15 protein-coding genes and 2 tRNA genes are annotated in these 15273 nt (G+C 24.0%); 7 read left to right on the plus strand and 10 right to left on the minus strand.

Features of this window, described 5'->3' with window-relative positions:
* Positions 1-13: 13 nt before the first annotated feature.
* Positions 14-1429, minus strand: coding sequence for a 3-isopropylmalate dehydratase large subunit (leuC, locus tag BBP_RS02490; RefSeq protein ID WP_011091601.1), 1416 nt, complete (start codon positions 1427-1429; stop codon positions 14-16).
* Positions 1426-2526: a 3-isopropylmalate dehydrogenase gene (gene leuB / locus BBP_RS02495; RefSeq protein WP_011091602.1), complete on the minus strand. Its 1101-nt coding sequence runs from the start codon at positions 2524-2526 to the stop codon at positions 1426-1428. Before leuB ends, leuC begins: the two co-directional genes overlap by 4 nt.
* A 448-nt stretch (positions 2527-2974) precedes the next feature.
* Here leuB and BBP_RS02500 point away from each other — a divergent pair, with 448 nt between their 5' ends.
* Positions 2975-3646 carry a YggS family pyridoxal phosphate-dependent enzyme gene (locus tag BBP_RS02500; protein WP_011091603.1) on the plus strand — a complete coding sequence of 224 codons (672 nt, stop codon included), beginning with the start codon at positions 2975-2977 and terminating at the stop codon, positions 3644-3646.
* 110 nt (positions 3647-3756) lie between these two features.
* On the plus strand, positions 3757-4881 hold the full coding sequence (gene hemW, locus BBP_RS02505) for a radical SAM family heme chaperone HemW (RefSeq protein WP_011091604.1): 1125 nt from the start codon (positions 3757-3759) through the stop codon (positions 4879-4881).
* Between the two features lie 90 nt (positions 4882-4971).
* On the opposite strand, the gene trmB is transcribed toward hemW, so the two are convergent.
* A complete protein-coding gene (gene trmB, locus BBP_RS02510; RefSeq protein ID WP_228368074.1) occupies positions 4972-5667 on the minus strand; it encodes a tRNA (guanosine(46)-N7)-methyltransferase TrmB in 696 nt (231 codons plus the stop codon).
* 192 nt (positions 5668-5859) lie between these two features.
* On the opposite strand from trmB, the gene mutY reads away from it, so the two are divergent.
* From mutY to murI, 3 genes are all read left to right on the plus strand, one after another.
* Positions 5860-6915: an A/G-specific adenine glycosylase gene (gene mutY / locus BBP_RS02515; protein ID WP_011091606.1), complete on the plus strand. Its 1056-nt coding sequence runs from the start codon at positions 5860-5862 to the stop codon at positions 6913-6915.
* The gene (locus tag BBP_RS02520; protein ID WP_011091607.1) at positions 6908-7171 is read left to right on the plus strand and encodes an oxidative damage protection protein; all 264 of its coding nucleotides are present in this window, start codon (positions 6908-6910) and stop codon (positions 7169-7171) included. The genes mutY and BBP_RS02520 overlap by 8 nt, the downstream gene beginning before the upstream one ends.
* 70 nt (positions 7172-7241) lie before the next feature.
* Complete coding sequence (murI, locus tag BBP_RS02525) at positions 7242-8033, plus strand: glutamate racemase (protein ID WP_011091608.1); 792 nt, start codon at positions 7242-7244, stop codon at positions 8031-8033.
* A 56-nt stretch (positions 8034-8089) separates the two neighbouring features.
* Here murI and sbcB read toward each other — a convergent pair whose 3' ends face one another.
* Both sbcB and BBP_RS02535 read right to left on the minus strand, forming a co-directional pair.
* Positions 8090-9535: an exodeoxyribonuclease I gene (gene sbcB / locus BBP_RS02530; RefSeq protein ID WP_011091609.1), complete on the minus strand. Its 1446-nt coding sequence runs from the start codon at positions 9533-9535 to the stop codon at positions 8090-8092.
* Between the two features lie 110 nt (positions 9536-9645).
* Positions 9646-9718, minus strand: a tRNA-Asn gene (locus BBP_RS02535).
* A gap of 193 nt (positions 9719-9911) precedes the next feature.
* On the opposite strand from BBP_RS02535, the gene BBP_RS02540 reads away from it, so the two are divergent.
* Both BBP_RS02540 and pyrE read left to right on the plus strand, forming a co-directional pair.
* A tRNA-Ile gene (locus tag BBP_RS02540) sits at positions 9912-9984 on the plus strand.
* 121 nt (positions 9985-10105) lie between these two features.
* Complete coding sequence (gene pyrE, locus BBP_RS02545) at positions 10106-10726, plus strand: orotate phosphoribosyltransferase (RefSeq protein ID WP_011091610.1); 621 nt, start codon at positions 10106-10108, stop codon at positions 10724-10726.
* A 21-nt stretch (positions 10727-10747) separates the two neighbouring features.
* On the opposite strand, the gene dut is transcribed toward pyrE, so the two are convergent.
* From dut to BBP_RS02570, 5 genes are all read right to left on the minus strand, one after another.
* The gene (gene dut / locus BBP_RS02550; RefSeq protein WP_011091611.1) at positions 10748-11206 is read right to left on the minus strand and encodes a dUTP diphosphatase; all 459 of its coding nucleotides are present in this window, start codon (positions 11204-11206) and stop codon (positions 10748-10750) included.
* A 902-nt stretch (positions 11207-12108) separates the two neighbouring features.
* A complete protein-coding gene (gene rplI / locus BBP_RS02555; protein ID WP_011091612.1) occupies positions 12109-12573 on the minus strand; it encodes a 50S ribosomal protein L9 in 465 nt (154 codons plus the stop codon).
* Between the two features lie 40 nt (positions 12574-12613).
* Positions 12614-12841 carry a 30S ribosomal protein S18 gene (gene rpsR, locus BBP_RS02560; RefSeq protein ID WP_011091613.1) on the minus strand — a complete coding sequence of 76 codons (228 nt, stop codon included), beginning with the start codon at positions 12839-12841 and terminating at the stop codon, positions 12614-12616.
* Positions 12842-12960: 119 nt separating this feature from the next.
* Complete coding sequence (rpsF, locus tag BBP_RS02565; protein ID WP_011091614.1) at positions 12961-13320, minus strand: 30S ribosomal protein S6; 360 nt, start codon at positions 13318-13320, stop codon at positions 12961-12963.
* 635 nt (positions 13321-13955) lie between these two features.
* On the minus strand, positions 13956-15245 hold the full coding sequence (locus tag BBP_RS02570; protein WP_011091615.1) for an adenylosuccinate synthase: 1290 nt from the start codon (positions 15243-15245) through the stop codon (positions 13956-13958).
* Between the last annotated feature and the right edge of the window lie 28 nt (positions 15246-15273).

Below are 15273 nucleotides of genomic sequence, written 5' to 3' on the forward strand. Positions count from 1 at the left end.
ATTAATTAATTAATCATTTATCTAAACTATTATAAATTGTTCTAACATCAACAAACCGACCAAATATTGCTGCTGCTGCTGCCATAACAGGACTCACTAAATGCGTTCGACCTCCTCTACCTTGACGACCTTCAAAATTTCTGTTACTAGTAGAGGCACACCGTTCTTTATTATTTAAACGATCATCATTCATAGCCAAACACATAGAACACCCCGAATAACGCCATTCAAATCCAGAATTTTTAAAAATTTTATCCAGTCCTTCTTTTTCTGCTTGCATTTTTACCATACCTGATCCAGGGACAATAATCGCATGCACTGAATTACATACTCTTTTATTCATTACTATTTTAGCAACTGCTCTTAAATCTTCTATTCTAGAATTAGTACATGACCCAATAAAAACTTTTTGTATATTAACATCTATTAAAGACATTCCAGGCTCTAAACCCATATAAAGTAACGAAAGTTCAGCTGAACGTCGTTCAATAGGATCAGAATAAGATTCTAAATGCGGTATTGTGTCATTAATAGATATAACTTGACTAGGATTAGTCCCCCAAGTAACTTGAGGTGACAAGTTAGATATGTCAATATTAAATTCTTGATCAAAAATTGCACCTGTATCAGATTTTAAAGTTTTCCAATAATCTATTGCTAAATTCCAATTTTTTCCTTTAGGGACATATTTTCGATTACATAAATATGAAAAAGTTACCGAATCTGGAGCAATAATTCCAGATTTAGCACCCATTTCAATAGACATATTACATAATGTCATTCTACTTTCCATACTTAATTTAGAAACAATTTCACCAGAAAACTCAATAACATATCCTAAACCTCGAGATACTCCTAATTGTTTAATTACAAATAATATAATATCTTTAGCCGTAATACCTATATCAATATCTCCATTAATCTTTATATGCATACTTTTTAAACGATTTTGTTTTAACGTTTGAGTAGCTAAAACGTGTTCGACTTCCGAAGTACCAATTCCGAAAGCTAGCGCTCCAAACGCTCCATGAGTAGAAGTATGCGAATCTCCACATACAATAGTCATACCAGGCAAAGTAATGCCTTGCTCTGGACCAATTACATGAACAATTCCTTGATGTGGATGATTTAAATCAAATAATTTAATATTAAATTTTGTACAATTTTTTATTAATGCTTCCATTTGTTTTTTTGCCAATAAACCAGAACTATCAATATTTCGATCTATTGTTGAAACATTATGATCCATAGTAGCAAAAGTTTTTTTAGGTTGTCTTACTACTCTATTTTTAGAACACAATGAAAAAAAAGCTTGAGGGGATGTAACTTCATGTACTAAATGTAAATCAATATATAATATTGGCGATTGACTTTTTTCTTCATAAACAATATGTGAATCATATAATTTTTGATATAATGTTTTTTTCATATTTTATGTATTCTATTAGCTAATATTTCAGCAATAATGTCACCCATAGAACTAGTATTAATAAATTTATTATTCTCTGAAATGTCTTGAGTTCGATAACCTAACTTTAAAGTTTTATTTACTGCCCAATCAATCAAATCTGCTACATCATAAAGCTTAAAACTATATCGCATCATCATTCCAATTGAAAGAATTAGTGCTATAGGATTAGCAATATTTTTTCCTTTAATATCCGGTGCAGAGCCCCCAGCAGGTTCATATAAACCAAAATTTTTGTCATTTAAACTAGCAGAAGGTAATAATCCTATAGATCCAGTAATTGCTGCACATTCATCAGAAAGTATGTCTCCAAATAGATTAGAACATAAAAGTACATCAAATTGACTCGGATTTTTAATAATTTGCATAGCAGCATTATCAACATACAAATGTGATAATTTTACTTGAGAATATTGAGTAGATATTCTATTAACTATTTTTCTCCAAAACATAGAACTTTCTAATACATTAGCTTTGTCTATTGAAGTAACTTTGCATCTTCGAGTTAACGCTAAATCAAAAGCCATATGTGCTATTCTTTCTATCTCAAATTGATAATATACCTCAGTGTCAAACGCACAATTCAAAGACTTTGATACCTTACTACCTTTAGGATCACCAAAATATATTCCTCCAGTTAACTCCCGAACACATAAAATATCACAACCTAAATTACTAATTCTAGATTTTAAAGGAGATAATTTTTCTAATCCAGAATATATTCTTGCTAATCTCAAATTTGAAAATAAATTAAAATACTTTCTCAAAGGTAATAACGCTCCTCTTTCCGGTTGTAAATGAGATGGTAAATCTTCCCATTTAGGTCCACCGATAGAACCAAAAAGAATCGCATGAGAATCTCTGCAACCTTGCAATGTTTTTTTAGGTAAAGCAACACCATATTTATCTATTGCAACTCCACCTACATCAAATTCTTGTGTCATAATATTTAACGATAATTTAGATTTTAAAATTCTTAAAATCTTATATCCTTCTCTCATAATTTCTGGGCCAATTCCATCACCAGGCAAAACTGCTATTTTGTAATTTCGTTTCATAAGTTATTATTTTAAGTCACAAAAAATATTTTAAAAAAATAAACATTTTAATTATACCCACTTAATAATGTTTATATTGTTTATAAAAATAAACTTTAAAAAATTAAAATTTTTATAATTTTAAATACAAAAATTCATAAATGTTGAAATCTAAACATTACTAATTGTACTATTTTAGAAAAGTTAAAAAATTCAAATTTTAACTGTTTAATCACACCTATCCCAAAAAAACATTACGAATTCAATAAAATACTAATATAATACCAAAATATCTACTATTACTTAAAAACATTTACCATTGACGTTATGTATTATATATATAATAATGACATTAATACAATGAATTATCATTATAATAATACTTTACAAAATAAAAATTAAATAACACATTTATAATTACTAAATATTTTAAATTAAATAATATCAATATATTTTAAAACAATTGATTATGAAAAATATACAAAAAAATATAAAAAAACTTAAACAAAAAATTACTAACATAAGCAAAAAATTTAAAATTAATACTCAAAAAATAAAATTACTAGCAGTAAGTAAAAATCGTTCAGTTAATGACATAAAAAAAGCCATATTATGCGGGCAAAACTCTTTTGGAGAAAACTATGTTCAAGAAAGTCAACCAAAAATAAAATTATTTAATAACATAGAATGGCACTACATAGGGCAAATACAATCCAACAAAGCACATATAATAGCAAAGAATTTTAGTTGGTGTCATACTATCACAAATAAAAAAACTGCTGTATTATTAAATAAGTATCGTCCGTATTCATTACCTAAATTAAATACATTAATACAAATAAACATCAGAGATAACACTATCAACATAGACGATGATATAGAAACCATAAAACAATTAGCAAAAACTATAAATAGTTTAGATAACTTAAATTTACGCGGAATTATGGCTATGCCATATTTTAAAAATACATATTTAGAACAAATTCAATCATACAAATATATACATTTATACTTTGACATTCTAAAAAAAAAATATACATATATTGATACAGTATCACTCGGGACGAGTCATGACATTCAAGCAGCACTATATTCTGGTAGCACATTACTAAGAATTGGTTCATCTATTTTTGATGTCTGAAATTAGTAGATCAACATAATAATAAATATCAAAACGAAAAATAATTAAATTACCTACTTTTAAAAACATTTAAAACTTTTAATAACTAAAACTAATTTATTATAACCAAAATGAAACTATTAGGTCTTTACATTAACATACCATGGCCTACAAAAAGATATAAATATCATGATTTTAAATTTCCAGAATATAAAAAAAAAATTAATGAAAAAAAATACATTCATCATCTACTTCAAGACCTTAAAAAAGACAGCTTATTAGTTCCAAATAGAACAATTAATACAATTTTCATTGGAGGAATAGCCCCAAATTTTTTTAAACTTACTTCAATAAAATATTTATTAAAAAAAATCAAAAATATTATACCTATCTCTAAAAATGCAGAAAACACTATCGAATTTCATATTAGTAAACTCAGCGAAAAAAAAATCTTTTATTACAAAAAATTTGGAATAAATAGATTTTCCATAAGAATTCAAACTTTTGACCAAAAAAAATTTAATTCACTAAGTAAAGTCCATATTTCAAAAAACATACTACACAAAATAAAAAAAATTAATATAGAAAAATTTAAAAATATAAATCTAGATTTAATATATGGATTACCCAAACAATCGTTACAAGAAGCTCTATTAGATTTAAAAACAGCTATTAGTTTAAAACCAAATCATATTTCTTGGTGCGAATTTTATATTGAAAAAAATAACAATAATTACAAAAATTTATCTAAATCATGCAATTTAAATATAATTTGGAAAATATTTTTACAAGGCGAAAAATTACTTAAAAAATCAGGATATAAAAAATATGAAATATCATCATACTCAAAAACTAACTATCAATGCTTGCATAACTTAAACTATTGGAAATTTGGAGATTATTTAGGAATTGGTTGTAATGCTCATGGAAAAATAACACAAAAAAATGGAAAAATAATTAAAACTATTAAAAATAAAAACCTAAAAAAATTTATGAATGGAAAATATACTTATAAAAATCATATTATATCTAAAAAAAATTTATCACTAGAATTTTTTATGAACCGATTGCGACTAAATACACCCATATATCGCAAAGATTTTAAAAAATATACTTATATTTCTGAATTTTATATTAAAAACGAAATAAAGCAAGCAATTGAACAAAATTACCTAATCGAAACAAAAAAATATTGGAAAATGACATCAAAAGGCATTCAATTTCTCGATTCATTATTAGAAATATTTATTACATAAATTAACATATTTTAAATTATTTAAAAAAAAATAAAATTTTAATAATTTATAAAATAATTTTTGCTAAAATTACTTTAGCATTATAAATAATTATAAAAAATTACTATTATTAAATATAGATTTAAATTTTAAATTAAAAATTTTGTTTCCTAAAACAAGTCCTTTTTTTTCAAACTTTGTCACTAAACGATAATCTGATCTAATAACATAATCTCCTGTATTAGATAAATTTATATATCCTTTAATATTTTCAATAATATTAAGAATACTTTTAGCATATATTTGACAATCTGTAGCTATATTAAGATATCCTCCAAACACCAATTTTTTTAATATGACTTCCAATAATTCCTTCGTAATAATTCTCCTTTTATGATGGCGCCTTTTAGGCCAAGGATCTGGAAAAAGAATGTAAACTTCAGATAAACTATTATTTGAAATCATATAAGAAATCACTTCTACTGCATCATAAAAAATGACTTTCACATTTGGTAAATTATACTTGTGTATATATCGTAAGCAAGACAAAATACTAGGAATATAAACTTCAATACCCAGAAAATTACTAAACAAATTTTTTCTAGCCATATTAATTAAAAATTCACCAGTTCCAAAACCAATTTCTAATATTACTGGATATTCATTATTAAAAATAAAATTAAAATTTACATATGAACAACTAAAATCTATACCATATTTTAATAAATAATTTTTCAAGAACTGACGCTTATTTTGTGTTAACTTCCTATTTCTAGATACAAAACTACGAACTCGACGCATTATCATATTATTTATATTATACTTTAAATAAAAATACATCTAATATTAGAGTTATTCTTTAAAATATTTAAAATATTTATACAACAACAATAACTCTACAAAAATTCACTTTAATATATGAACTATAAAATTAAATATACTAACTGTTTTAATACTATATTAAACCTTATACATACTCTTATATAAAACAACAATTATATGACGACTTTAGTTTTTTATCAAACAATTTTAAATTGGTATCACCATTTTGGAAGAAAAACATTACCATGGCAAATAAAAAAAAACCCATACAAAACATGGATTTCAGAAATAATGCTACAACAGACGCAAGTAAAAACAGTTATTCCTTATTATTGTAAGTTTATAAAAAGATTTCCTAATATTGACACTTTATCAGATTCTCCATTAGATTCTATTTTAAATCTTTGGAGTGGATTAGGATATTACACCAGAGCTAGAAACATCTATAAAACAGCTAAAATTCTTAAACAAAAATTTAATGGCATATTTCCAAATAGTTACGCTGAAATTATCAAACTACCAGGAATCGGAAAATCAACAGCAGGAGCTATACTATCTTTTGGATTTAATTTATATTCTTGTATCCTAGATGGGAATATTAAAAGAGTGCTTATACGTTATTATTCTATAAATATTAATAATAAATATATTGAAAAACTACTATGGAAAACAATAGAATCCATTACGCCTATATATCATACTAATAAATTTAACCAAGCTTTAATAGATATAGGAGCACTAATTTGTCTAAAATCTAATCCAAAATGTAATATTTGTCCATTGAAATCAACATGCAAATCTTATTTAAATAACAAATTATTCCAAATAAACTGTAAAAAAAACAAAAAACATATTATTCCTAAAACAAAATACTGGTTTTTAATACTACAATATAAAAATTACATCTTTTTAGAAAAACGGCAAAATCTTGGAATATGGAAAAAATTATTTTGTTTCCCTCAATTCATACGTCAAAATGATATATTATCTTGGATACAAAAAAATAATACAAAAATAAAAAAAATAAATATATTAAATGAATTTAAACATAAACTGTCGCATTTAACATTATATATTAATCCAATATGGATTATAATTAATAAAATATCAATTTTTTCAAACAATAATAAAACTATTTGGTATAATTTAAATAATCCACAATGTATTGGTTTACCTACACCAGTAACAAAAATAATTACTAAAATAAAAAAGTTTAATACACATCATGAATAAGAAAAATGATATCAATCGAAAAATTTTTTGTAATTTTTTCAAAAAGTACGAAGAAGGTTTAACATATATACCCTATCCAGGATTATTAGGGCATAAAATTTATAATGAAATTTCTAAACTAGCTTGGAACAAATGGATATTACAACAAACAATCATTATCAACGAAAAAAAAATGAATATGCTAAATAAAAATGATCAAAAAAAAATAGAAAATTATATGATCAAATTCTTATTTAAAAATAAACAACAACTTTAATAATGATACTTATTTGTAATAAGTATTTAAATCATTAAATATTAAAAGTATTAACAAGAATAATTAAAATATGAACTTAAAAAATTATATCATAATATTTGATTCAAGTTTAGGCGGATTATCTATTTACAAACAAATAAAAAAAAAATTTCCGTACATGAACTATATTTATGTATGCGATAATAAAAATTTTCCATATGGAGAAAAAGACGAAATTTTTATTCTAAAAAGGAGTATAAAAATAATTTCCACTATAACAAAAAAAATTACTACCATATTAGTCATATTAGCTTGCAATACAATCACTGTTACGAGCTTAACAACATTAAAAAATTTTTTTAATTTTCCAATTATTGGGGTTATTCCTAATTTAAATAAAGCAAGAAAAATCACAAAAAATAATATAATAGGATTACTTGGCACAAAAATAACAATTCATCATTATTATATCCAAAATCATATTTCACTATTTGTTCCAAAATACAAAATAAAACTATTAGCCAATAATACCTTAGTTAAAATAGCAGAACAAAAAATTAAAAATCAATTAATTTCAACTAAAAATATTAAATTTATTTTAGAACCATTATTAAAAAAACATAATATGCCAGATACCCTAATACTAGGATGTACACATTTTTCATTTTTAAAAGAAGAAATAAAAAAAATTTTTCCAAAAAAAATTCAAATTATTGATTCAAAAGTACATATTCCAAAAAATATAAGCACAATACTTGCACGTAATCTTAAAACTACTAACAATAACATAGCTTTTTTCTCTAAAAAAATAATAACTACTAAAACTATACATTATCTATTAAAAAAATATAATTTTAAAAAAATTAAAGAATTAAATACATGAGTTAATTAAAAAAATTAACATAAAATCTATACCTTATAAAATAATTTATAAAAATGTTAATTAGTAAATATACTTTTCAAAAAATTTTTTCTTGTATATTTAACATATTCAAATAGTTCTTCAAGTAATTGGACATTGCGAACGTGATTTTTGTACTTAACTATTAATTTCAAAATTTTATTCTCATACTTTTGAATATTAGCATAACTAAAAATATTTAAATAACGTTGAATCCAAAAATATTTTTCAGAATAATCTAACATATCAGGACGATAACGCGCTAGAAATAAAATAAACAACTGATTAATCCTATTATCGTACTTCATAAAATTTATCTTTATTCGTTTAGGTAAAGTGCTATGTATATTTTTTATAACATTGTTATCAATATAACTAAAAAAAGAATTATACATTTTTAAATCTACATTAGAACCATTATATTTTGGTGCCTCAGCAATAGAACACAAAAATTTCTTCAATTTTTTTTTTAAAAAAATGTTCTTACGTAATAAGACTAAATTATTTTGGAACAACTTATAATTAATTCTTAAACGTATTCTATCTTTCATACGAATAACATTCGTAGGTATTAAAATAGGACAACGATTAACATATATAAACCTAATTCCCATTAAAAAAATTTCTTTGTAATTAACATTTAAAATACTGTTTCTTTTAAAAAAATTTAATATTTTTTGTACGTCCTGAGATAAATCTATACTCACAAGTATATTAGAATTAATCGGGTGCCATAAAATCGGGACAATATAACTTATATAACGATTAACTACTCCAAAAAAACGAGATATATACACAATTGGATTTAAACTATTTACATCAATTAAAGTTAATATGGCTTTTTTTGTTCTATATTTAAAAAAAAAGTTAAATAATTTAGGCTTTTTTTGTTTAATTAACTTTGCGATATTCATAGTTGCATATACATCACTAGAAGCATTATGTGCTACATTATGAACAATGTTATTTGCTAATGAAATATCAGATAATCTAAGACTAACTGAATTATCTTCATTACGCGGCCAATTTATTCCCTCTGGTCTTAAAACATAACAAGCTCGTAACAAATCTAACATATCCCATCTGGAATTTCCATTCTTCCAACTCCATTCATAAGAATTTAAAAAATTTCGATAAAAAATGTTTCTAGTAAATTCATCATCAAAATAAATATTATTATATCCAATAATACAAGTATCAGATTTCATAAATAAACTATAAATTTTTTTAGCGAACTCAAATTCATTAACACCAAATAATGAAGTATATTTTGGAGAAATACCAGTAATCAAAACTGATTCTGGATCTGGCAAATAATCTACAGAAGGATAACAAAAAATTTCTTGAATAGAACCAATGATATTAAAATCAATATCAGTTTGAATACACGAAAATTGAGATGGTTTGTCTAACGCAGGATTTTTTCCAAAAGTTTCATAGTCATAAAATAAAAACGTTAATGAAGTATTTTTTTGTATGTCCATTATTACCAAAAATGTTACAAAAGTTTTTATTTAAAACAAATTATACTTTATGCTAAAAATATAACTAAAAATATATAGTTATCAATAAAAACACATGTTTTATATCATCTCTCCCCTGACTGGATTCGAACCAGTGACATACGGATTAACAGTCCGCCGTTCTACCAACTGAACTACAGAGGAAGGTAAATTATCTTACCAAAAAAAAAAATGTATGTCAAATGAAAATAAAATACAATTAAAAAATTATATATTTATATATAAAAATATTATGAAATATAAAATTAAACTTAAAATTTTTTAAAAATAAGTAAAACTTATGTAGATTAGATAATAAATTTAATTTATACTAATACTCAGTAAATATCGAAATTTCGGCCTCTTAGCTCAGTGGTAAGAGCAGGCGACTCATAATCGCTTGGTCGCTGGTTCAAATCCAGCAGGGGCCACTAAAATTTTCATTTACAAAAATAAAATTATTTATTAAATATAATATTTTACATTAAAAAACACATTTGATATTAGCATGCTTAATTACATTTTATTTAATTAAAAATTTTAGGATATAAAGTGTGTAAATGGAAAATACAATTTCTTGATTTTTGCCTTGAAAAAAAAGTATTAAAATTTGGAAAATTTCAGTTAAAATCTGGAAAATGCAGTCCTTATTACTTTAATTCAGGTTTATTTAACACAGGAAACGACCTTCAAAAACTGGGATATTTTTATGCAAAAACTATAATAGAATCAAATTTAGATTATAAAGCTATCTTCGGAGTAGCATACAAAGGAATACCCATAGTCATATCAACTGCTATAGCTTTAAGAAAATATTTTAACATAAATATACCATATTGTTTTAATAGAAAAGAATTAAAAAAACATGGAGAAAAAGGAAATTTTATAGGACAAAAACTAACAGGAAAAATAATTTTGTTAGACGATGTAATGACTTCTGGTTTTTCTATAAACGATACAATAAATTTTATCCACTCGCATGCTAATACTAAAATATCAGGAATAATAATAGCTTTAGATAGAACGAGAAACATAAATAATAAAAAAAATATTCAAAAAAACATAGAAAAAAAATACAATTTAAAAATATTTTCTATAATTAGCATCCTAGATATAATCAATTATTTTAAAAAAAAGAAACATTTACACATATATCTAAAATACATTATATAGAACATAACAATACTTATACTTTTACTTAACTCCAGAATGTCCAAAACCCTGTACCTTTCTCTCTGTATCTACCACAAAATTTGTTACTATTTCAAAAATAGGACGAATAATTGGGATAAAAACTATTTGCGCTATTCTCATACCCACTTTAACACTAAAATTTCTACTACCACGATTCCACAATGATACCATGACTTGCCCTTGATAATCCGAATCAATTAACCCTACTAAATTTCCTAATACAATCCCTTGAACATGACCTAGTCCTGACCTTGGTAAAATAATAGCAGTAATATAAGGATCATCAATATAAACAGCTATTCCTGTAGGAATTAAAACAGTTTCGTTAGGCAACAAAATAATAGAATCTTTTATACAAGCTCTTAGATCTAAACCTGATGATCCCGAAGTCGCATAACTTGGTAAAGAAAACTGAGTTCCTATTCGATCATCTAAAATTTTTATTTTTATCTTTTTCATTTTTATACTTTTCTTAAATAAACATATACTTATATTAAAACACAACATTAATAATCTTACTTCTATAATACCCACATAAAAACATGGGTACAATAAAAAATCTATATAAAAACGCCGTATCAAAAATCATGTGCATTTATTCATGCAAAACTATTATGCATCTATTATTTTTACAAAAATGTAAAAACATTTTTATTAACATGTCCTAATATACCAATTTTATGAGCAGTAAAATATTTTATATTTAAATCTAAGATATAAAACAAACTACAATTATTACCATCAACATAAAATAACACTAATGCATCAATTCAGATAAAATTTTAATAATTACTAAACTCTAAAAATACAACTTTGACCCCTATTTTTTCATATACCTCTTAACACACCATACTCCTTTGCTATTAATCAAATAATATAAAAAATACATTTAAAATATTTAGTCACCCATACTCAAAAACGTACTTTAAATCATATTGTTAATATTAATTAAATATCTTGAAATTATCGTTTTTAACTTTATTTCTGAAATAGACATTACATCAATATTTAATTCTAAAATGTCCTAAGAAAACAAGCAAAACATCAATATTAATTAATTGAATTATTAAAATTAATTTAAAATATGTATCTAACTAAAATTTTATAAATTTTTAAAATTTAACATAAAAAAACCTACTTTCTTTTTAACAATCTTTAATATTTTCAAATACTTATTTTATGAAATCACTAAATAAATTTTATACATATATTTTATTATACATAACAACTACTTTATTGATCAATATACTAAGAATTATCTCAGCAATTTAAAAAAAACATACTTAAATTATTTATTTGTTGCTTCAAACACATTTAGCAAAATAATAATATTATATTTAAAATTCTACACTCAAGTAAAATTACTTATCTTTATCTTGAGATACTATATTTATTTCAACAGTTATAGAAACACTATGATGGGGTTTAAAAATTACTTTATGTTGACCAACATGTTTCAATGCTCCATTTAAAAAGTAAATCTCATGTTTTTTTATTTTAATATTACTTAATTCAGACAATTTTTTTGCAATATCTCTTGAACCTACAGAACCAAACAATTTTCCTTCAATACCAACTTGAGCAGGAATAACTATTGATTTAATATTCTTTATTTTTTCACATTTAGTTTTAGCAATAGATATTTTCTTAATTAGTTCTCTTTCTAGTTCTTCTTTTTTATTTATTTCAAATTTAATATTATCTTTAGTTGCAAAAATTGCTTTTCCATAAGGTATCAAAAAATTTCTAGCATATCCTGATTTTACAAACAAAATATCACCCTTATTACCTAAATTATCTAATTTTTCCAAAAGAATTATTTGCATAAATTATATTTCCGATATATAAAATGTAACTATACGTCAATTACTGATGTTGATCTGTATATGGTAATAACGAAAGATATCGTGCACGTTTAATAGCCCGAGCTAATTGACGTTGATATCGCGCACTTGTTCCAGTAATTCTGCTAGGAACAATTTTTCCACTTTCTGTAATATAATTTTTTAACATAGATAAATCTTTATAATCTATTTCTTTGATTTTTTCAACAGTAAAACGACAAAATTTTCGACGACGAAAATAACGAACCATAACCTTAATCCTATAACATAAAAATTACATTTATCGTGCAGTTTATTTAAAAATAATTAATTTCACAGAAACATACATTATATCTATATATTAAAAATCTTAATTTTTTAAAACCTAAATCAAGAGACAACAACACGATCCTTTTTATCTAATTTATCCTCTTTACTTTTTAACATAGGTGATATTTCCGTAACTGATTTTTTTACATGCATAATAATATTTCTTATAACTAAATCATCATATCGAAATGTATTTGACAAGTCTTGTATACAATTAGAAGGTACTTCTATATTCATTAAAAAGTAATGTGCTTTATGTAATTTGTTTATAGAATAAGCAAGTTGACGTCTACCCCAATCTTCTAATCTATGTATCCTTCCTTTATAACCAATAACTAATTTTTTAAATTTTTCAATCATTATTGGAAGTTTTTCACTACAATCCGGATGTATGAGAAGTATTATTTCATAATGACGCACTAATATAACTCCTTATTAATAACTAAAACTATACATGAAATATTCGAATGAATATAAAAAAAACATATACAATATCTGAATCTTAATAAATAAATATAAATTAAAATTTAATGCTATGTTCGCATATTTTATAATATCATAAGTGTGACAATAAATTGTATACTAATTATTCGATATATTAAACTACAAAAACTTTATATGACAACTAGTAAATACATATAAATTATTTAAAAACTATCAATTTAATACATTTATTTAATTTGGTATATAAATGTTTTTATTTCATAATTAAAACTTAAATATTATTATATATATTTAAATATAAAAATAAACTAATATGATAAGTGTATTAATTTACTTTTAATGTTTAACATAAAATATTTTAAAAAAATACATCTATGTTAATACATAATTCAATATACCTTGCTTTAAAATCATATTTTAAACATTAAAAACTGTTTATAAAACTAAATATCTATAAACCAACCTACAAAAAAAATTTAATATAAAACAAAACTATAACTAATTTACATTAAAATTAACTTTTATAACAAAATACATCCTAAATAATATTAGAGCTTCAAACTTTAAAATACTTATTTAAATAACATTTAAACCTATTAATTATATATTTATCAATTTCGAATAATAATATCTTGTCTATCTGGACCAGTAGAAATAATATACACAGGTACTTTAATCAACTCTTCAATTCGATGTATATATTTTTTTGCAAGTTTGGGTAACTCATCGAACTCTGTTATTCCCCTCGTATTTTGTTTCCAACCTAAAAAAGTTTCATATACAGGTTTAATTTTATCCCAATCATTACGACAAAATGGCACACTATCCCACTTTTTATTTTTAACACCTTTTAAGTGATAACTTGTACAAATTAATATTTTTTCTAAATTATCTAATATATCTAACTTAGTTAAACAAATTTTTGTAATAGAATTTATAGAAATAACTCTTCGTAATAACACAATATCTAGCCAACCAGTTCGACGTCTTCGACCCGTAGTAGCCCCAAATTCATTTCCAAAACGACAAAAATATGCATCTAATTCTCCGAACAACTCAGTAGGAAACGGTCCATTTCCCACTCGGGTAGAATAAGCTTTCACAACTCCATATATATCACCTAAATTTTTAATACCAACACCTGCACCACTACATACACTCCCAGATACACTACTTGAAGAAGTAACATAGGGATAGATACCATGATCGATATCCAATAACGTTCCCTGTGCTCCCTCGAAAATTATTGATTTATTATCATTTATCGCGTTATTTAATAAATCAGGAATATCATTAATCATACTTATAATAACGTCTGAAACTTTCAACAAATTGCTAAAAATCTCTTTGAAACTAACTTTTTCAGTATGATAAAAATTAGTAAATTGATGATTATAAAAATTAACATTTTCTTCTAATTTACGAGAAAAAAAAGAAAGATCTAACAAATCACCTACGCATAGACCACGCCTAGCAACTTTATCTTCGTAAGCTGGACCAATACCACATCCAGTTGTTCCAATAAAATTACGATACTTTTGTTTTTCCCTTGCTAAATCCATAAAAACATGATATGGAAATATTAAATTACACGATTCTGATATAAAAATTCGTTTTCGAATACATAAATTTTCTGCTTCTAATAATTTAATTTCATTAATAAAAGATTGAGGTTCTAATACTACTCCATTTGCTATTATCGAAATAATATTATTATGCAGTATTCCTGATGGTAAAACATGTAAAACAATTTTTTTGTTATCCACTACTAAAGTATGACCTGCGTTATGCCCACCTTGATAACGGACAACATAATCTGCATGCGTAGCCAAAAAATCAACTATTTTACCTTTTCCTTCATCACCCCATTGCATTCCAATTACAACAATATTTACGCTCATTACCTAATTATCACCTATTTGCTTTGAA

The organism is Buchnera aphidicola str. Bp (Baizongia pistaciae), assembly GCF_000007725.1.
Classification (GTDB): Bacteria; Pseudomonadota; Gammaproteobacteria; order Enterobacterales; family Enterobacteriaceae; genus Buchnera_B; species Buchnera_B aphidicola_H.